Raw genomic sequence first — 17,436 nt, forward strand, 5'->3', positions numbered from 1 at the left:
TATCCCGCCTTTATTTGAACTGTTTGAGGAAACGTAAATCATTTTCGAAGAATGCACGCAGATCGGTCACGCCGTAACGCAGCATGGTCAGACGCTCCATGCCCATACCGAAGGCGAAGCCGGAATAGACTTCCGGATCAATGCCGACGTTGCGCAATACGTTCGGGTGCACCATGCCGCAGCCCAGCACTTCCAGCCACTTGCCGTTTTTGCCCATCACGTCGACTTCCGCAGAGGGCTCGGTGAACGGGAAGTAGGACGGACGGAAGCGAATCTGCAGGTCTTCTTCAAAGAAGTTATTCAGGAAGTCATGCAGCGTCCCCTTCAGGTTGGTGAAGTTGATATTGGTATCAACGATCAGGCCTTCCATCTGGTGGAACATCGGGGTGTGGGTCTGATCGTAATCGTTACGATAGACGCGGCCCGGCGCGATAATGCGAATCGGCGGCTGCTTGTCTTTCATGGTGCGGATCTGCACGCCGGAAGTCTGGGTGCGCAGCAGGCGGGTTGCGTCGAACCAGAAGGTATCGTGGTCAGCACGCGCCGGATGGTGTCCGGGAATATTCAACGCATCGAAGTTATGGTAGTCATCTTCGATTTCAGGCCCGGTCGCCACGGTAAAGCCCAGCTCGCCGAAGAAGCTTTCGATGCGGTCAATGGTACGAGTAACCGGATGCAGGCCACCGTTTTCAATACGACGGCCAGGCAGAGAAACATCGATAGTCTCCGCGGCCAGACGCTCGTTCAGCGCAGCGCTTTCCAGGTCAGCTTTACGGGCGTTCAGGGCTTCCTGAACCTGCTCCTTGGCTTCGTTAATCACCGCGCCCGCAGCCGGACGCTCTTCCGGAGGCAGTTCACGCAGGGTGGTCATCTGGAGGGTCAGGTGCCCCTTCTTCCCTAAATATTCGACGCGTACGTTATCTAACGCGGCAACATCCTGGGCATCGTTTATGGCTGCTTTGGCACTGGCAACCAGCTCTGCGAGATGTGGCATGGTATTCCTCTTATGCCGGCATAACTGCCGGGGTGGTTGGTCTGATTCGAAAACATAACGCAAAAAAAAAAGCCTCCGGACAGGAGGCTTTCGGCGCTGTTTTTCGTTTCTTTTCTTACGCGCAAAGCCCCCTGAGTCAGGCGCTAAAGTAAAAAAAGAAGCGGAAAATAGCAGCATTCATGCTTGCAGTTACCTTATTTTGACGAGTTTCGCTTTGGCTATTGAACGAGCTACGGCGTTGAAAGTCAATAATTTGATTGTGTTAGGAATTAAAAGAGGGAGCAAGCTCCCTCTTATAACTGGCTTATGCCAGAGCTGCTTTCGCTTTTTCAACCAGGGCAGTGAATGCCACTTTGTCGAATACGGCGATGTCAGCCAGGATCTTACGGTCGATTTCAACAGAGGCTTTTTTCAGGCCGTTGATGAATTTGCTGTAAGAGATACCGTTCTGACGAGCTGCAGCGTTGATACGTGCAATCCACAGCTGGCGGAACTGACGTTTACGTTGACGACGGTCGCGGTAAGCGTACTGACCAGCTTTGATAACAGCCTGGAAGGCAACGCGGTATACGCGAGAACGCGCACCATAGTAGCCTTTAGCTTGTTTGAGGATTTTTTTGTGACGAGCACGTGCGATTACACCACGTTTTACGCGAGCCATTTAGCTCTCCTGTTTCTATATTCTGAATTAATTAAAAAAAGTTTACTTATGCGTACGGCAGGCACGCGACTACCAGGCCCAGATCCCCTTTGGAGACCATGCCTTTCGGACGCAGATGACGTTTACGTTTGGTAGACTTTTTAGTCAGAATGTGACGCAGGTTAGCGTGCTTGCGCTTAAAACCGCCAGAAGCAGTCTTTTTGAAGCGCTTAGCGGCGCCGCGTACTGTTTTGATCTTTGGCATTTCAATTTCCACTTCGCATTGTTAATAAAACGAACCAGTAGGCGAACAAAATCCGCGAAGCCGAAGCCCCGCGGCATGTTACTTGATGGCCTTACTGTTTCTTCTTCGGAGCAAGCACCATGATCATCTGGCGGCCTTCGATCTTCGTAGGGAAGGATTCGACCACTGCCAGTTCACTCAGATCGTCACGGACGCGGTTAAGCACTTCCATACCAATCTGTTGGTGAGCCATCTCACGACCGCGGAAACGCAGCGTGATCTTAGCTTTATCTCCTTCTTCCAGAAAGCGAACCAGGCTGCGGAGTTTTACCTGATAGTCGCCATCATCGGTACCAGGTCGGAATTTAATTTCCTTAACCTGAATAACTTTTTGCTTCTTCTTCTGTTCCTTAGAAGATTTGCTTTTTTCGTAGAGGAACTTGCCGTAGTCCATGATGCGGCAAACAGGCGGTTCGGCGTTAGGACTGATTTCAACTAAATCAACCCCGGCCTCTTCGGCTTTTTCCAAAGCTTCATTCAGACTGACAATACCAATCTGCTCGCCATCAATACCGGTCAGACGAACCTCAGTGGCACGAATCTCTCTGTTAATGCGATTAGGACGCGCCGGTTGAACTCTTTTTCCGCCTTTAATACTTTATTCCTCCAGTTGATGAAGATTGCGGCTGCGAATCTCTTGCTGCAGCTTTTCAATCAATTCGTTGACGTCCATGCTCCCCAGGTCTTTGCCGCGGCGGGTACGAACGGCAACTTTGCCTGCTTCGACCTCTTTATCGCCACAAACCAGCATATAAGGGACACGACGTAACGTGTGTTCACGGATTTTAAAGCCTATCTTCTCATTTCTCAAGTCTGCTTTTACGCGAATGCCCGCATTTTGGAGTTTACGAGTCAATTCGTTAACGTATTCTGCCTGGCCATCGGTGATATTCATCACCACAGCCTGTACCGGAGCGAGCCATGTTGGGAAGAACCCGGCAAACTCCTCAGTCAGAATCCCGATAAAGCGTTCCATTGAGCCTAAAATGGCGCGGTGAATCATTACCGGCACCAAACGCTCGTTATTTTCGCCAATATAGGAGGCGTTTAAACGGCTCGGCAGTGAGAAGTCAAGCTGAACGGTACCGCACTGCCATGCACGATCGAGGCAGTCATACAGCGTGAACTCAATTTTAGGGCCGTAGAATGCACCCTCACCCGGCTGATAGTCAAACGGGATATTATTTTCCTGCAGCGCAACGGCCAGATCCGCTTCCGCGCGATCCCACATTTCGTCGCTACCAATGCGCTTTTCAGGACGAGTAGACAGTTTCACCACGATTTTTTCAAAACCGAAGGTGCTGTACATGTCGTACACCATCCGAATACAGCTGTTTACTTCATCGCGAACCTGGTCTTCAGTACAGAAGACGTGGGCATCGTCCTGAGTAAAACCGCGTACGCGCATCAGGCCATGCAGCGCGCCTGACGGCTCGTTACGGTGGCAGCTACCGAACTCGGCCATACGCAGCGGCAGGTCGCGGTAGGATTTCAGACCCTGGTTGAAGATCTGCACGTGGCCCGGGCAGTTCATCGGCTTGATGCAGTATTCACGGTTCTCGGAAGAGGTGGTGAACATCGCATCCTTGTAGTTGTCCCAGTGGCCGGTTTTTTCCCACAGCACGCGGTCCATCATGAATGGACCTTTTACTTCCTGGTACTGGTACTCTTTCAGCTTGGAGCGCACAAACACTTCCAGCTCGCGGAAGATAGTCCAGCCATCGTTGTGCCAGAACACCATACCCGGCGCCTCTTCCTGCATATGGTACAGGTCGAGCTGTTTGCCGATTTTACGGTGGTCACGCTTGGAGGCCTCTTCCAGGCGCTGCAGATAAGCATTCAGCTGCTTTTTGTCTGCCCAGGCGGTGCCGTAGATACGCTGCAGCATCTTATTGTTGCTGTCGCCGCGCCAGTAGGCGCCGGAGGTTTTCTGCAGCTTAAAGTGGTGGCAGAAGCGCATGTTTGGCACGTGCGGTCCGCGGCACATATCCACGTACTCTTCATGATGATACAAACCTGGTTTGTCATCATGGCTGATGTTTTCATCAAGAATTGCGACTTTATAGCTCTCACCGCGGTTGACGAAAGTCTCACGCGCTTCCTGCCAGCTCACCTTCTTCTTGATAACGTCGTAATCTTTCTCGGCCAGCTCGTGCATACGCTTTTCGAGCAGCTCAAGATCTTCCTGCGTCAGGGTGTGGTCCAGATCGACGTCGTAGTAGAACCCGTTGTCGATAACCGGGCCAATCGCCATTTTGGTGTGCGGCCACAGCTGCTTGATGGCATGGCCGAGCAGGTGAGCACAGGAGTGGCGGAGGATCTCCAGGCCAGCTTCGTCTTTAGCGGTGATGATGGCGAGCTTCGCATCGTTTTCGATAATATCGGAAGCATCAACCAGTTCACCGTCTACGCGACCGGCGATACACGCTTTAGCGAGACCTGGACCGATATCCAGCGCAACATCCATTGGGCTGACGGGTTTGTCGTAATGGCGTTGGCTGCCATCAGGAAGAGTAATAACAGGCATGTTAAGTCCTTATCTGCAGTGGTGACCCACACGAAAGATCACATACAGTAGAGAAATTGAATTTAGAACAGTTAGTTGCGTAACCATTTGACCAACAATCGCCGAATTGGTACGCAGTCTGGTACACAAATGAAAAATGGCATTGCTGCCATTTCATCTGATGTGACGATGGTAACACTAACGAAAAGGGGAATACATCCCCGCGGCGAGGATCTGGCTTGATAAATAAGGCCATGATCCGCATTTTTCAACCCCTGCTATGCGGCTTTGCCCTTCTCCTCCACCAGCACCAGCGGACATTTCTTTACCCTGCATGCCTGCGAATATGCCAGCTCGCATACCGCACACAGGTCTCTTAATTCCGACTCATATTCGTATTCCATGAAATAGCGAAAGGTTCCGCCGCCTGATTCGGTACGCCAGAATCGCTGCGGCTCCAGAATTTCATCAAGCTGCCTGAAGGTCAGGGCTGAAGGGTTATGAAACCCCACTCGTACACGATAGATAGTCATGCCTGATTATTCTCGGGGCAGACGGCGTTTTGCCAGGCGGTTTTGCTTCTCAAAAAGATAGGAAAAAACGAAGAGAGGTGATGCGGAAAAAAATAAAGCCGGAGATTATCCGGCTTCTTAGTCTTACATCTTATACCCGAGCGTAATTTGCGTACGTCTGTCGGTATGGTTGGGTGCAGAAGATGGCGGATCGGAGTTCCAGGTCACGTTGTAGCCGACTTTCAGGCCAAAGTGCTCGCTGATAGCCACGTCCAGTGCGGTTTCGGAGTTAACCGTAGTGTCATCGCTACCCAGCACGGATACGCCCTGGATAAACTTCGCATTATCGGTCAACTGCCAGTTATAAGTCGCAGACGCATAGCCCAGCGCCTGAGTCTCATTACCGCCGTCGACAAATTCGTCATAACGCACGCCAGGACCGAATTCCACACGCAGGCTGTGCACCGGACCGTTCAGCAGCTGGCGACCATAACCCGCGGTGAAAACATCACGCGCATGGTAGCCATTGTACCTGTCAGTTAACCAGCTTGCCTGACCAAAAACGTAGTCATAATCTGTCATATTATAACGACCACGCCCGCCCGCTGAGTATTTCTCAGAAGAGCGCACGTCGTTGGAGGAGGTATTACTGGCGTTGCCCCAAATTGACCAGGCGGTAGCCGTATTGTACCAGGTCATATTGGTGTTAGCCGTCAGGTTGGAACTTTTGGTATTGCCTGCCTGCGCAAGATAGCCTGCATTCAGATTACCTTCGAAGGGTTTCTTCGCGGTAGTCGGGTCATCCATGACAGTAAATACTGAGTCATCTGCCACTGCAAAGTGGCTAAAGAACGCTCCACCGGTGAGTAAAACCGCGACCGGTACTGTCTTTAAAAGCTTCATTTATTAATCCGCACAACACAAAAAAGAAACCATCAAGGTTCCGGAATCTTTCCTCGGGATCAAATCTTAAGCGCCCCGGAAAGGTTACAAATTATAAAAACTCCGCAATAACATAGCAATGGATTCTTGTTTCATTTTTTGTATAAGAAGGCTCTTAAAACATCTTTATTTTCATAAGGATACGAAGATTGTGGTTTTAAGATAATCATTTGATAAATCATGATTTTAATTAACTTTCAAGCCGCCGCTTCGGTGCTACGCTTTAGGACAATAGCCAAAAAGGAGGAGACATGACCGCTATCTATACACTCACCCTCGCCCCTTCCCTCGACAGCGCCACCGTCACGGAGCAGATTTATCCCGAAGGGAAACTACGCTGCAGTTCTCCCGTATTTGAACCCGGCGGCGGCGGCATCAACGTAGCCCGCGCCATCGCCCATTTAGGCGGCCACGCCACGGCAATATTCCCTGTCGGCGGTGCCACAGGCCATCATTTGCGGGAGCTGCTGATTGAAGAGCGGGTCACCGCCGATACCGTGGAGACAAAAGACTGGACCCGTCAAAACCTGCACGTCCACACCGAATCCACCGGCGAGCAATACCGGTTTGTTATGCCCGGCGCGGCGCTGTCTGATGAAGAATTCCATCAGCTCGCACAAAAAGTCCTCGCCATCCCTCCCGGCGATATTCTGGTCATCAGCGGAAGTTTGCCGCCGGGCGTTGCCGTGGCAAAGCTTTGCCAGCTGATCAACGCCGCGCAGGAAAAGGGGATTCGCTGCATTATTGACAGCTCCGGCGAGGCGCTGGCCGCCGCGCTGAAGTCAGGCAATCTTGAGCTGGTGAAGCCGAATCAAAAAGAGCTCAGCGCTCTGATGCAGCGGGAACTTACCCAGCCGGACGATGTGCGCGCCGCCGCTCAGCAGCTTGTGGACAGCGGTCAGGCAAAACGTGTTGTCGTTTCCCTCGGGCCACAGGGCGCGCTGGCGGTGGATGCCCATGATTGCGTACACGTCGTGCCGCCGCCGGTTAAAAGCCAAAGTACCGTGGGTGCGGGGGACAGTATGGTCGGCGCCATGACGCTGAAACTTGCTGAAAACGCACCGCTGCTGGATATCGTCCGCTATGGCGTAGCCGCCGGCAGCGCCGCTACCCTGAACAAAGGCACACGCCTCTGCTCGCTTGAAAATACGCAGAAGATCTACGCCTGGCTGCGAGGCTAACTTTTCGTTTCACCATTAACGGGCTGTCGCAGATCGCAAACATCGCCATCACGACAGCATGAACTATGCTAAAACTTTCAGCATAACAAAGGGGTGACTATGAGTGATATTGAACGCTATGTGATAACGGTGCACTTTGAGGAGCGCAGCCTTGCCGATATCAACGAGCTTAACAACCAGCTCACCCGGGGCGGTTTCTCGCTGACCCTTACCGATGAAGAGGGAAAGATCCACGAACTGGGCCCTGGCAGCTTCGGGCTCGTCAGCACGCTGGATGAGCATGAAGTGGAAGCGCTGGCCAGGGGACTGGGCAACGTGGCGCTGGGAAAAGAACCTGACGTGGACGTCACCCGCTGGGAAATCTGGCAGCAACAAAAGCCATAAGGTCTGATGCAGAGGCCGGGGTTGTGCGTCAGCGCGTGTTTTTGACCGGCAAACGGCGATAAGCTATTGATTGCAGTGTCTACCAGCAAACCTGGGGAGAAAAGTCATGTGGCAAGCCATCCGTCATTTATTAAGCGAGCAGCTGGGCGAAGCAGATATCGAGCAACGCAGGGAGCTGCCTGGAGGGGAAATTCACGCGGCCTGGCATATCCGTTATGCGGGCCACGAGATCTTCGTCAAATGCGATCAGCGGGAGATGCTGCCCATCTTCACCGCCGAGGCGGACCAGCTGGAGCTGCTGTCGCGCAGTAAAACCGTCAGGGTGCCCAAGGTCTGGGCGTTAGGCGGCGACAGGGATTACAGTTTTTTGCTGCTGGAATACCTGCCAGCCCGGCCACTTGACGCCCATAACGCCTTTCTTCTCGGCCAGCAGCTGGCACGGCTTCACCAGTGGAGCGACCAGCCACAGTTCGGCCTCGATTTTGACAACGACCTCTCCACTACCCCCCAGCCCAATGCCTGGCAGCGTCGCTGGTCAACCTTCTTCGCCGAGCAGCGTATTGGCTGGCAGCTGGAAATGGCGGCGGAAAAAGGCATCGACTACGGCGATATCGATCTGATTGTTGATTTTGTTCAGCAGGCACTGGCTTCCCACCAGCCGCAGCCCTCGCTGCTGCACGGAGACCTGTGGTCGGGCAACTGTGCGCTGGGGCCAGACGGGCCATTTATTTACGACCCGGCCTGCTACTGGGGCGACCGTGAATGTGACCTGGCGATGCTGCCGCTGCACGGCGATCAGCCCCCGCAAATCTACGACGGCTATCAGTCCGTTTCACCGCTGCCTTCGGGCTTCCTCGAACGTCAACCTATCTACCAGCTTTATACCCTGCTTAACCGGGCCATTCTGTTTGGCGGGCAGCATCTGGTCACCGCGCAAAAAGCGCTGGAGCGGGTGTTAGCGGCATGAACGTGAGCCACTCCGGCTGGAGTGGCCCGTTATCTTATAAAAAACCGAGCAGCTTAAAGAAGAAATAGCCCACTACGATGATAATCACCGGCAGGATATAGAGGGGGAAAATCTGCAGCAAAATAGTGTGGTGAGGCACAACCACTTTGGCGTCTAGCTGTGCCTTGCTGAGTCCTTCAGGCCCTTTTGCCTGCTCAAGGATCAGCTGATCCTGCACGCCCTCACGCAGGAATTTGGCCTGACGGCTCATGCGGGCCCCGGAGTCCTGCAGCGCCAGTCCGATGAAGATTAAGGCGTAGACAACCCAGAAAAAGAGATTTACCTGGCCGTGAAAGTCCGGCTGGGGCGAGTTGTACCAGAAAAAATTCAGAAACGGCGTGTTAAACCGCATCATCTCGATCATCACGTGAGCAAAATCCATCATCACGGCGTCAATGCCCGGCTGTTTTTCACTGTGCTGATACATAAACTTCAGAACCGAAATCACCGTCGACAGCAGCGCCGGGATAAAAAGCACCCAGCCTGCCACGCGCTTTAAAATCGCAATGCGTCCAGCTTGTTGATACGTCATGCACTCCCCTTAATTAGGACGTAACGGTATACGCTCAAAGTCTACCCTGTATGGCGCTATTTCGCCTGAGCTTTGCGGGCTAATTTCGCAAAAGCGGTAGCTTCGGGCTGAGTTTCCGGCTAAAGATACACAAACATTTCTTTTAGACGAACAGGAAGGAGTCATTTTATGGCCGAAACGCGCCAGATCCTCGCGGCAATTTTTGATATGGATGGGCTACTTATTGATTCCGAGCCGCTTTGGGATCGTGCGGAGCTGGGCGTGCTGGAAAGCATCGGCGTCGATATTACTCGTCGCAACGAACTGCCCGATACCCTGGGCCTGCGTATCGACCTGGTGGTCGAACTTTGGTATTCGCGCCAGCCCTGGACGGGGCCGTCACGCGATGAGGTGACCGCGCGTGTGATTGAGCGTGCCATTACCCTGGTTGCAGAAGAGCGCCCCCTGTTGCCGGGCGTTGTCGAAGCGGTAAAACTTTGCAAGGAGCTGGGCCTGAAGGTTGGCCTTGCCTCAGCGTCCCCGCTGCACATGCTGGAAAAAGTCCTTGAGATGTTCGACCTGCGCCAGTACTTCGACGCCATCGCCTCTGCCGAGCACCTGCCTTACAGCAAACCACATCCTCAGGTTTACCTGGATGCGGCGGCAAAGCTGGGGGTCGATCCGCTTTGCTGCGTGACGCTGGAAGACTCGGTCAACGGCATGATTGCAACCAAAGCCGCGCGTATGCGCTCCATCGTCGTGCCGGCTGCTGAGAACTTTGCGGACCCGCGCTGGTGTCTCGCAGACATAAAACTCCCTTCTTTGGTTGAGCTCACAGAGGCAAGCCTGAAAGGCTAAGCCTGGCGGGCGGCCCGGGTCGCCCACTCTCCTGACAAAATGTTACACCGTCACCACTTCCGAACACTGTACAAAAACCCTATACTGGATGAATCGACAGTTTCTTTATTTGGGTTGTATCATGACGGCGGAAGGCCACCTGCTCTTTTCTATTGCCTGCGCAGTTTTTGCCAAAAACGCCGAACTGACGCCCGTCCTTGCCCAGGGCGACTGGTGGCACATTGTGCCGTCCGCCATTCTGACCTGCCTGCTGCCGGATATTGATCATCCCAAATCTTTCCTGGGTCAGCGGCTAAGCTGGATCTCAAAACCCGTGGCGAGGATGTGCGGCCACCGGGGCTTCACCCATAGCCTGTTTGCGGTGTTTGCCGGACTGGCGCTGTTTTACCTCAAGGTGCCGGAAAGCTGGGTGATCCCGGCAGATGCGCTGCAGGGCCTGGTGCTGGGCTACCTGAGCCACATTCTCGCCGACATGCTGACGCCCGCCGGGGTTCCTTTGCTGTGGCCGTGCCGCTGGCGCTTCCGCTTTCCCGTTGTCCGGCCACAAAAAGGCAATCAACTTGAGCGAGCGTTGTGCATGGCGCTGTTCGGCCTGGCGGTGTGGATGCCCCAAAGCCTGCCCGAAAACGGTGCAGTGCGCTGGTCTTCGCAGATGATAAATTCGCTGCAAACCACCTTTAATAGCTTTATAACTCACCAGTCTGGGCATTAATTCGCCCAAAATATCCATTTAGTAATAATCAATTCCTTTTGAATATAAGGCAACGCTCCGCCATCTGTTACGCTTTGCAACATAACGGCAGCCCATGCGCTGCCGCGTGACAATAAATCAGGAGATATGGGGATGAATTTTCCACTGGTAGCGAACATCCTGGTGTTCGTCGTATTGCTATTGCTGCTGGCGCAAACTCGCCACAAACAATGGAGCCTCGCCAAAAAAGTGCTGGCGGGTCTTGTGCTGGGCGTCATCTTTGGCCTCGCGCTGCACACGATTTATGGTTCCGACAGTGCGGTGCTGAAAGATTCCATTCAGTGGTTTAATGTGGTCGGAAACGGCTATGTGCAGCTTCTGCAGATGATTGTTATGCCGCTGGTCTTCGCCTCAATTCTGAGCGCCGTGGCTAAACTGCATAACGCCTCATCGCTGGGGAAAATCAGCGTCCTTTCCATCGGAACGCTGCTGTTTACCACGCTGATTGCCGCGCTGGTCGGGGTACTGGTCACCAACCTGTTCGGCCTGACCGCAGAGGGTCTGGTTCAGGGCAACGCCGAGAACGCGCGTCTGGCGGCGATTCAATCCAGCTATATTGGTAAAGTCGCGGACCTGACCGTACCGCAGCTGATCCTCTCCTTCGTGCCGAAGAACCCGTTTGCCGATCTGACCGGCGCCAACCCAACGTCTATCATTAGCGTGGTGATTTTCGCCGCTTTCCTGGGCGTTGCCGCGCTGAAGCTGCTGAAAGACGACGCGCCGAAAGGCGAGCGCGTCCTTGTAGCCATCGACACCCTGCAAAGCTGGGTGATGAAGCTGGTGCGCCTGGTTATGCAGCTGACGCCGTACGGCGTGCTGGCCCTGATGACCAAAGTGGTTGCCGGCTCAAACCTGCAGGACATCATCAAGCTGGGCAGCTTCGTCGTAGCGTCCTACCTGGGTCTGGCGATTATGTTTGGCGTCCACGCTGTTCTGCTGGCGTTCAACGGCGTTAGCCCGGTGAAATACTTCCGTAAAGTCTGGCCGGTGCTGACCTTCGCCTTTACCAGCCGCTCCAGCGCAGCAAGCATTCCGCTGAACGTTGAAGCGCAAACCCGCCGTCTGGGCGTGCCTGAATCGATTGCCAGCTTCTCCGCTTCCTTCGGCGCAACCATCGGCCAGAACGGCTGTGCAGGCCTCTACCCGGCCATGCTGGCGGTGATGGTGGCTCCGACCGTGGGAATCAACCCGCTCGATCCGGTCTGGATTGCGACGCTGGTGGGTATTGTTACCGTTAGCTCTGCGGGTGTTGCGGGCGTGGGCGGTGGCGCAACCTTCGCCGCGCTTATCGTGCTGCCGGCCATGGGGCTGCCGGTGACGCTGGTCGCGCTGCTGATCTCCGTTGAGCCGCTGATTGATATGGGCCGTACTGCACTGAACGTCAGCGGGTCGATGACCGCCGGGACCATTACCAGCCAGCTGATGAAGCAGACCGACAAAGAGATTCTGAACAGCGACGATGAAGTGGAATTAGCCCACCGTTAATCTGAACTGAAAAACAAAAAGGCCGCTTTCATTAGCGGCCTTTTTTTATACTTCGTTTTCCTGACGTACCTGTTTTGCCCAACGCTGCGCCGACTCCGGTAGGGTAAACGGCGGGGACTGGCGGAAGGCATCACCCAACAAGACAAAAGCTACATACTGCCCGCGCAGCAGGTAGACATCTTTAAACCCGTCCACACGCCAGGCATGCGCGGGCGGCGCGGGCTCAACGCGAGGCTTGTAAGTAATGATCGGGCGGGTATTCGGTTGACGTAGTGGTTTCATAGGCAACGGGATTTAAACTGGATTAGTGAACAACGTCACTATGATAGCGGATTTGCCCCGTATTCGTCGCCCTTCTTCTCGGCCTGCGCCGAAGGCAAATAAACCCGGCGGCAGAAACTGCAGCCGGGCTCTACCGTGCGTGAGGATTAGGCTTTAGGAGCCTGCGGGTCGGTGTCGTATTCGGCACAGGTCTGGTAGCCGGAGTTCATTACGCGCCCTGCGTCATCCAGCGCCACAAAATAGGTTTCTGCTTTGCCGTTACGCTGGCCCAGAATATAGGTCTGGCAGGTGCCCTTGGCGTGGATCATCGTCACTTCTGAAGAAGGTTTACCGGCAATCTGCTGAACCTGGGCGCGGGTCATGCCTTTTTTCACATCTTTCACTACCGGCTCGGTGACCAGATCTTTAGTACGATCGTAAGCCGTACACCCTGCCAGCATTGTCATCACGGCCGCCGCGCCTAAAAAACCTGCAAATTTAGTATTCATATTCTTCCTCATTAATGAATGTGTTGTCCTGCGTGTTAGATAAGCCTGGAATATAAAAGAACATTTTTCAACTTGTTACCCCAAATGCGTTGAAATTCGGACAAAGAGAGTATCCATAAGATAACCCACTGGTTTGCCGGAAAAGTCACCGCCCGTCGGCCCGGTAAGCCTTTGAGCCTTGTCGTTTTAACCACAACAGGGTAAGTTTTAAGGCAATGACATTTTGCCGCCTGCGCGCTGCAGGCTGATGGTTACCGGAGGAGTTAAATGGCTCTGCAACAAGAGATTATTCAGGCACTGGGCGTTAAGCCGCAGGTAGACGCCGCCGGAGAAATCCGCGTTAGCGTCGATTTCCTCAAAGCGTATCTTAAAACATACCCGTTTATTAAATCTCTGGTTCTGGGCATCAGCGGTGGCCAGGACTCCACCCTGACGGGCAAACTGTGCCAGCTGGCCATCAGCGAGCTGCGTGAAGAAAGCGGCGATGAAGGCTATCAGTTTATCGCCGTGCGCCTGCCGTTTGGCGTGCAGGCCGATGAGCAGGACTGCCAGGACGCCATCGAGTTTATCCGGCCAGACCGCGTTTTAACGGTGAATATTAAAGGTGCCGTACTCGCCAGCGAGCAGGCTCTGCGTGAAACGGGTATCGAACTGAGCGATTTTGTTCGCGGCAATGAAAAAGCCCGCGAGCGTATGAAAGCGCAGTACAGCATCGCCGGAATGACCAAAGGCGTCGTTGTTGGCACCGACCATGCGGCTGAAGCCGTTACCGGCTTCTTCACCAAATACGGGGACGGCGGCACCGACATTAACCCAATCTTCCGTCTTAATAAGCGTCAGGGAAAACAGCTGCTGAAAACCTTGGGCTGCCCGGAACATCTTTACCTGAAGGCACCGACCGCCGACCTCGAGGACGATCGCCCTTCTCTGCCAGATGAAGCGGCGCTGGGCGTGACCTACGAGCAAATCGACGATTACCTGGAGGGCAAAACCGTCCCGGCAGAAACCGCGAAGATTATCGAAGGCTGGTATCTGAAGACGGAGCACAAGCGCCGTCCGCCGATTACCGTATTTGACGATTTCTGGAAAAAATAGTCTTAAACCGCTTCGCTGAAGCGAACGATCCGGGCGGCACATTGCCGCCTTTTTTACAGGATAGACATGGACACCACTTCGCAACGCGCCACGCTTATCGGCCTTATCGCAATCCTGCTCTGGAGCACCTCCGTCGGCCTGCTGCGCAGCATCAGCGAGCATTTTGGCGCGGTTGGCGGAGCCGCATTGCTCTACACCGTCAGCGCGTTGTCCCTTTGCATCGCCCGCGGCCTGCCTAAAATACGTGAACTTCCTCCCCGCTATCTGTGGGTGGGTGGCCTGCTTTTTGTGGGCTACGAGATAAGCCTGGCGCTTTCAATCGGGCTCGCGCACAGCCGTGCCCAGTCGCTTGAGCTGGGGATGATCAACTATCTCTGGCCCTGCCTGACCGTATTTTTTGCTTTATTTATCAACGGCCAGCGCAGCAGCCTATGGCTGTGGCCGGGGCTGGCGCTTTCACTTGCGGGCATTGTTCAAGTGATGAAAGGCAACGGCGACTGGTCACCGCTCGCCATGGGGCAAAACATTCTCGACAACCCGCTGGCCTATGGCCTGGCTTTCACCGCCGCAATAGTCTGGGCGCTTTACTGCAACCTGACCCGACGCTGGAGCGAAGGTAAAAGCGGCGTCAGCCTCTTCTTCTGCGCCACTGCGCTGGCGCTGTGGATTAAGTTCGCCTTTGTCGAGCCGCAGACGCTGCACTTCACCCTTTCGGGCACCGCGCAGCTGCTGTTTATGGGGATCTCAACCGCCGTGGCCTATTCCGCCTGGAACTTTGGTATTCAGCGGGGAAATATGACGCTGCTCGCCACGGCCTCCTACTTCACGCCGGTCTTATCGGCTCTGCTCGCCACGCTGTGGCTGGGCCTGCATCCGGGCTTTGCCTTCTGGCAGGGCGTGCTGATGGTGGTGGGCGGCTCCCTGCTCTGCTGGCTGGCCACGCGACGCTACGGTTAACGGTGGTTTCCTCTCTGCTTTGCCAGCTGCTATACTGTGCAAATAAACAGTACAGGAGTCAGATGTGGTAAGGCGAGCAAGCGCGTCGCGGCTGGAGTTTGAAGCCTCGGCGGTCTATGAATATCCCGAACATCTCAGGCAGTGGCTTGAAGGGTTACCCAAAGGGCCTGGGGTTTACGTTTTTCACGGTGAAGGCGACGTCATGCCGCTGTATATCGGCAAAAGCGTCAATATTCGCACCCGCGTCATGTCCCATTTCCGTACGCCCGACGAGGCAGCGCTTTTAAGACAGTCCCGCCGCATTACGTTTATTCGCACCGCCGGAGAGCTAGGCGCGCTGCTGCTTGAAGCGCAAATGATCAAAGAGCAGCAGCCGCTGTTCAACAAGCGCCTTCGCCGCAATCGCCAGCTCTGCTCCCTGCATCTGCAGGGAGAAACGCCAAGAGTGGTGTACGCCAAAGAGGTCGATTTCTCAAGCCAGCCAGGCCTGTATGGCCTGTATGCCAACCGTCGCGCCGCGCTGCAAACGCTGCAGGGGCTGGCGGATGAACATCGGCTCTGCTACGGCCTGCTCGGCCTGGAGCCGTTGAGCAAAGGCAGGGCCTGCTTCCGCTCGGCGCTTAATCGCTGCGCCGGGGCCTGCTGCGGCAAAGAGACGCACGCTGAACATCACGCTCGCCTGGTCACCGCGCTCGAACAGGTTCGCCTGATTTGCTGGCCGTGGAAAAATGCGGTTGCCATCGTTGAACGCAGCCCGGAGATAACTCAGTACCACCTTATCGATCACTGGTTTTATCTTGGATCCGTGCAGCGGCTTGAGGAGGCAAAAGAGCGCCGCCGGCCGCCGGACGGCTTTGATAACGATGGCTACAAAATTCTCTGTAAGCTGATGCTGAGCGGGGAATATGAGCTGATTGAGCTGGAGTAGACTCCCCTCGAAGAGAGGAGTCAGCAAGGCTCAAGCCGCCGAAGATGGCAGAAGCTTTAAAATAACCTCCGGCCAGCCGTTGCTGCAGCCCCAAAGGCGCATTTGCTCAATATCCGGCGCCAGCAGGCGATCCTTTTCCAAAAACGCCACGCGCTCGCGAATATCCGCGAAAACTTTTTCAAGCAGCGGAGAACTTTCCAGCGGCCTGTGGAACTCAATGCCCTGAGCCGCCGCCATCGCCTCAATGCCAACAACCGCAGCGGTGTTAAAGCACATCGAACCCAGACGGCGCGCCGCATAGGTTGCCATGGAAACATGGTCTTCCTGATTAGCGGACGTTGGCAGGCTGTCGACGCTGCCCGGATGGGCCAAAGATTTGTTCTCGGAGGCCAGCGCCGCCGCCGTTACCTGCGCAATCATAAAACCGGAGTTAATCCCGCCCTCTTTCACCAGGAACGGCGGCAGACCAGAAAGCCCTGTGTCCAGCAGCAGCGCCAGACGACGCTCTGAAATAGCCCCGATTTCCGCCACCGCCAGCGCGATAATATCGGCCGCAAAGGCCACCGGCTCGGCGTGGAAGTTGCCGCCGGAAATCACCTCTCCGGTATCGCTGAACACCAGCGGGTTGTCCGAGGCCGCGTTGGCTTCAATCTGCAGTACGCGAGCGGCGTGGCGCAGGTTATCGAGGCAGGCGCCCATCACCTGGGGTACGCAGCGGATAGAATACGGGTCCTGGACTCGGCCGCAATGCGCATGGGAATCCACAATGTTGCTTCCGTTAAGGAGCTCAGTCACCGCCGCCGCCACATCAATCTGGCCAGCCTGACCGCGAGCCTGATGGATTCGGGCGTCAAATGGCTTCACGGAGCCTTTGATGGCCTCAAGCGACAGCGCGCCTGCCACCAGTCCGGCCGCAAACACTTTCTCACCCTCAAACAGCCCTCGCAGCGCAAGTGCCGTAGAAACCTGAGTTCCGTTCAGCAGCGCCAGACCCTCTTTTGGCCCCAGCACCAGCGGCTCAACGCCCGCCAGCTTCAGTCCTTCGACGGCGGGAATCAGCTCGCCGTTAACCCTTACGTTACCCTCGCCCAGCAGCATCAGCGACAAATGCGCCAGCGGAGCCAGATCGCCGGAGGCGCCCACGGAACCTTTCTCAGGAATAACCGGCATCACGCCCGCGTTAAACAGCGCAATAAGGCTGTCGATCACCAGCAGCCGAACGCCAGAATGCCCGCGCGACAGGCTGATAATTTTGCTGGCCATCACCAGCCGGACGACGTCATCAGGCAGCGCTTCTCCAAGCCCGACGCTGTGGGAGAGCACCAGATTACGCTGGAGCTCGGCGAGGTGATGGGTTGCGATGGTGGTCTGCGCCAGCTTGCCAAAGCCGGTGTTAATGCCATACACAACATCCCCGTGGGCAACGATGGCCTCTACGGTACCCAACGCGCGCTCAACGGCGGCGACCGCGCCGGGGTCAAGCCTTAGCAGCACGTTGCCGTGATAGATTTCGCGCAGAGTAGCCAGTGAAACGGCACCTGGAGTAAGACTGCATAGCTTCTTTTGCGTTGACATGTCAGCATCCTGTTTGCATCGTGGTTTTGTCTATATT

General features: G+C 55.0%; 21 protein-coding genes and 1 other annotated feature. Of the genes, 9 read left to right on the forward strand and 12 right to left on the reverse strand.

The window, feature by feature from the left end; genetic code table 11:
* Nucleotides 1-10 precede the first annotated feature (10 nt).
* The 8 genes from pheS to EL098_RS12995 all read right to left on the reverse strand — a co-directional run bounded on the left by pheS (nucleotide 11) and on the right by EL098_RS12995 (nucleotide 5,859).
* Entirely contained in the window at nucleotides 11-994 is a 984-nt protein-coding gene (pheS, locus tag EL098_RS12965) for a phenylalanine--tRNA ligase subunit alpha (RefSeq protein ID WP_039302257.1), read from the reverse strand.
* A 62-nt stretch (nucleotides 995-1,056) separates the two neighbouring features.
* Nucleotides 1,057-1,180 (reverse strand) — a sequence feature (Phe leader region).
* Entirely contained in the window at nucleotides 1,131-1,175 is a 45-nt protein-coding gene (gene pheM / locus EL098_RS23215; RefSeq protein ID WP_106120997.1) for a pheST operon leader peptide PheM, read from the reverse strand. (Overlaps the previous feature by 45 nt.)
* Nucleotides 1,181-1,298: 118 nt before the next feature.
* Nucleotides 1,299-1,655, reverse strand: a complete 357-nt coding sequence (gene rplT, locus EL098_RS12970; protein ID WP_000124850.1) for a 50S ribosomal protein L20 — start codon at nucleotides 1,653-1,655, stop codon at nucleotides 1,299-1,301.
* A gap of 46 nt (nucleotides 1,656-1,701) precedes the next feature.
* On the reverse strand, nucleotides 1,702-1,899 hold the full coding sequence (gene rpmI, locus EL098_RS12975) for a 50S ribosomal protein L35 (RefSeq protein WP_006118955.1): 198 nt from the start codon (nucleotides 1,897-1,899) through the stop codon (nucleotides 1,702-1,704).
* A 91-nt stretch (nucleotides 1,900-1,990) separates the two neighbouring features.
* Complete coding sequence (gene infC, locus EL098_RS12980; RefSeq protein WP_071704088.1) at nucleotides 1,991-2,533, reverse strand: translation initiation factor IF-3; 543 nt, start codon at nucleotides 2,531-2,533, stop codon at nucleotides 1,991-1,993.
* A 3-nt stretch (nucleotides 2,534-2,536) separates the two neighbouring features.
* On the reverse strand, nucleotides 2,537-4,465 hold the full coding sequence (gene thrS / locus EL098_RS12985) for a threonine--tRNA ligase (RefSeq protein WP_126356593.1): 1,929 nt from the start codon (nucleotides 4,463-4,465) through the stop codon (nucleotides 2,537-2,539).
* Nucleotides 4,466-4,722: 257 nt separating this feature from the next.
* Entirely contained in the window at nucleotides 4,723-4,977 is a 255-nt protein-coding gene (locus tag EL098_RS12990; protein WP_126356595.1) for a hypothetical protein, read from the reverse strand.
* A gap of 123 nt (nucleotides 4,978-5,100) precedes the next feature.
* Complete coding sequence (locus EL098_RS12995; RefSeq protein ID WP_126356597.1) at nucleotides 5,101-5,859, reverse strand: DUF481 domain-containing protein; 759 nt, start codon at nucleotides 5,857-5,859, stop codon at nucleotides 5,101-5,103.
* Between the two features lie 290 nt (nucleotides 5,860-6,149).
* Between EL098_RS12995 and pfkB the strand changes: the two genes are divergently transcribed.
* The 3 genes from pfkB (at nucleotide 6,150) to EL098_RS13010 (ending at nucleotide 8,430) form a co-directional block, all read left to right on the forward strand.
* Nucleotides 6,150-7,079: a 6-phosphofructokinase II gene (gene pfkB, locus EL098_RS13000; RefSeq protein WP_126356599.1), complete on the forward strand. Its 930-nt coding sequence runs from the start codon at nucleotides 6,150-6,152 to the stop codon at nucleotides 7,077-7,079.
* A 99-nt stretch (nucleotides 7,080-7,178) separates the two neighbouring features.
* On the forward strand, nucleotides 7,179-7,463 hold the full coding sequence (gene ghoS, locus EL098_RS13005; protein ID WP_126356601.1) for a type V toxin-antitoxin system endoribonuclease antitoxin GhoS: 285 nt from the start codon (nucleotides 7,179-7,181) through the stop codon (nucleotides 7,461-7,463).
* Nucleotides 7,464-7,569: 106 nt separating this feature from the next.
* Complete coding sequence (locus EL098_RS13010) at nucleotides 7,570-8,430, forward strand: fructosamine kinase family protein (protein ID WP_126356603.1); 861 nt, start codon at nucleotides 7,570-7,572, stop codon at nucleotides 8,428-8,430.
* A 34-nt stretch (nucleotides 8,431-8,464) separates the two neighbouring features.
* Here EL098_RS13010 and EL098_RS13015 read toward each other — a convergent pair whose 3' ends face one another.
* Nucleotides 8,465-9,001 (reverse strand): YniB family protein, encoded by a 537-nt coding sequence (locus EL098_RS13015; protein ID WP_126356605.1) that lies wholly within the window; start codon nucleotides 8,999-9,001, stop codon nucleotides 8,465-8,467.
* Nucleotides 9,002-9,169: 168 nt separating this feature from the next.
* Here EL098_RS13015 and hxpB point away from each other — a divergent pair, with 168 nt between their 5' ends.
* The 3 genes from hxpB (at nucleotide 9,170) to EL098_RS13030 (ending at nucleotide 12,074) form a co-directional block, all read left to right on the forward strand.
* Nucleotides 9,170-9,838: a hexitol phosphatase HxpB gene (gene hxpB, locus EL098_RS13020; protein ID WP_126356607.1), complete on the forward strand. Its 669-nt coding sequence runs from the start codon at nucleotides 9,170-9,172 to the stop codon at nucleotides 9,836-9,838.
* Between the two features lie 121 nt (nucleotides 9,839-9,959).
* A complete protein-coding gene (locus EL098_RS13025; RefSeq protein WP_126356609.1) occupies nucleotides 9,960-10,550 on the forward strand; it encodes a metal-dependent hydrolase in 591 nt (196 codons plus the stop codon).
* A gap of 132 nt (nucleotides 10,551-10,682) precedes the next feature.
* Nucleotides 10,683-12,074, forward strand: a complete 1,392-nt coding sequence (locus tag EL098_RS13030; protein ID WP_126356611.1) for an L-cystine transporter — start codon at nucleotides 10,683-10,685, stop codon at nucleotides 12,072-12,074.
* Nucleotides 12,075-12,119: 45 nt separating this feature from the next.
* On the opposite strand, the gene cedA is transcribed toward EL098_RS13030, so the two are convergent.
* Together cedA and osmE are read right to left on the reverse strand one after the other, a co-directional pair.
* Complete coding sequence (cedA, locus tag EL098_RS13035) at nucleotides 12,120-12,356, reverse strand: cell division activator CedA (protein WP_126356613.1); 237 nt, start codon at nucleotides 12,354-12,356, stop codon at nucleotides 12,120-12,122.
* Nucleotides 12,357-12,502: 146 nt separating this feature from the next.
* Complete coding sequence (gene osmE / locus EL098_RS13040) at nucleotides 12,503-12,844, reverse strand: osmotically-inducible lipoprotein OsmE (protein ID WP_126356615.1); 342 nt, start codon at nucleotides 12,842-12,844, stop codon at nucleotides 12,503-12,505.
* 267 nt (nucleotides 12,845-13,111) lie between these two features.
* Here osmE and nadE point away from each other — a divergent pair, with 267 nt between their 5' ends.
* From nadE to cho, 3 genes are all read left to right on the forward strand, one after another.
* Complete coding sequence (nadE, locus tag EL098_RS13045) at nucleotides 13,112-13,939, forward strand: ammonia-dependent NAD(+) synthetase (protein ID WP_126356617.1); 828 nt, start codon at nucleotides 13,112-13,114, stop codon at nucleotides 13,937-13,939.
* A 66-nt stretch (nucleotides 13,940-14,005) separates the two neighbouring features.
* On the forward strand, nucleotides 14,006-14,896 hold the full coding sequence (yddG, locus tag EL098_RS13050; protein ID WP_126356619.1) for an aromatic amino acid DMT transporter YddG: 891 nt from the start codon (nucleotides 14,006-14,008) through the stop codon (nucleotides 14,894-14,896).
* Nucleotides 14,897-14,960: 64 nt separating this feature from the next.
* On the forward strand, nucleotides 14,961-15,824 hold the full coding sequence (gene cho / locus EL098_RS13055; protein ID WP_126356621.1) for an excinuclease Cho: 864 nt from the start codon (nucleotides 14,961-14,963) through the stop codon (nucleotides 15,822-15,824).
* Between the two features lie 30 nt (nucleotides 15,825-15,854).
* On the opposite strand, the gene hutH is transcribed toward cho, so the two are convergent.
* On the reverse strand, nucleotides 15,855-17,399 hold the full coding sequence (gene hutH, locus EL098_RS13060) for a histidine ammonia-lyase (protein WP_126356623.1): 1,545 nt from the start codon (nucleotides 17,397-17,399) through the stop codon (nucleotides 15,855-15,857).
* Nucleotides 17,400-17,436: the final 37 nt, after the last annotated feature.

The organism is Cedecea lapagei, assembly GCF_900635955.1.
Taxonomy (GTDB): domain Bacteria; phylum Pseudomonadota; class Gammaproteobacteria; order Enterobacterales; family Enterobacteriaceae; genus Cedecea; species Cedecea lapagei.

What these genes read in the sequence shown, in the direction of transcription:
- rpmI (WP_006118955.1), bottom strand. Translation starts at nt 1,899, where the DNA reads ATGCCAAAGATCAAAACAGTACGCGGCGCCGCTAAGCGCTTCAAAAAG.
- EL098_RS13010 (WP_126356603.1), top strand. Translation starts at nt 7,570, where the DNA reads ATGTGGCAAGCCATCCGTCATTTATTAAGCGAGCAGCTGGGCGAAGCA.
- hutH (WP_126356623.1), bottom strand. Translation starts at nt 17,399, where the DNA reads ATGTCAACGCAAAAGAAGCTATGCAGTCTTACTCCAGGTGCCGTTTCA.
- hxpB (WP_126356607.1), top strand. Translation starts at nt 9,170, where the DNA reads ATGGCCGAAACGCGCCAGATCCTCGCGGCAATTTTTGATATGGATGGG.
- EL098_RS13015 (WP_126356605.1), bottom strand. Translation starts at nt 9,001, where the DNA reads ATGACGTATCAACAAGCTGGACGCATTGCGATTTTAAAGCGCGTGGCA.
- rplT (WP_000124850.1), bottom strand. Translation starts at nt 1,655, where the DNA reads ATGGCTCGCGTAAAACGTGGTGTAATCGCACGTGCTCGTCACAAAAAA.
- EL098_RS12995 (WP_126356597.1), bottom strand. Translation starts at nt 5,859, where the DNA reads ATGAAGCTTTTAAAGACAGTACCGGTCGCGGTTTTACTCACCGGTGGA.
- pheS (WP_039302257.1), bottom strand. Translation starts at nt 994, where the DNA reads ATGCCACATCTCGCAGAGCTGGTTGCCAGTGCCAAAGCAGCCATAAAC.
- yddG (WP_126356619.1), top strand. Translation starts at nt 14,006, where the DNA reads ATGGACACCACTTCGCAACGCGCCACGCTTATCGGCCTTATCGCAATC.
- EL098_RS12990 (WP_126356595.1), bottom strand. Translation starts at nt 4,977, where the DNA reads ATGACTATCTATCGTGTACGAGTGGGGTTTCATAACCCTTCAGCCCTG.
- nadE (WP_126356617.1), top strand. Translation starts at nt 13,112, where the DNA reads ATGGCTCTGCAACAAGAGATTATTCAGGCACTGGGCGTTAAGCCGCAG.
- EL098_RS13025 (WP_126356609.1), top strand. Translation starts at nt 9,960, where the DNA reads ATGACGGCGGAAGGCCACCTGCTCTTTTCTATTGCCTGCGCAGTTTTT.
- cedA (WP_126356613.1), bottom strand. Translation starts at nt 12,356, where the DNA reads ATGAAACCACTACGTCAACCGAATACCCGCCCGATCATTACTTACAAG.
- osmE (WP_126356615.1), bottom strand. Translation starts at nt 12,844, where the DNA reads ATGAATACTAAATTTGCAGGTTTTTTAGGCGCGGCGGCCGTGATGACA.
- thrS (WP_126356593.1), bottom strand. Translation starts at nt 4,465, where the DNA reads ATGCCTGTTATTACTCTTCCTGATGGCAGCCAACGCCATTACGACAAA.
- pfkB (WP_126356599.1), top strand. Translation starts at nt 6,150, where the DNA reads ATGACCGCTATCTATACACTCACCCTCGCCCCTTCCCTCGACAGCGCC.
- ghoS (WP_126356601.1), top strand. Translation starts at nt 7,179, where the DNA reads ATGAGTGATATTGAACGCTATGTGATAACGGTGCACTTTGAGGAGCGC.
- EL098_RS13030 (WP_126356611.1), top strand. Translation starts at nt 10,683, where the DNA reads ATGAATTTTCCACTGGTAGCGAACATCCTGGTGTTCGTCGTATTGCTA.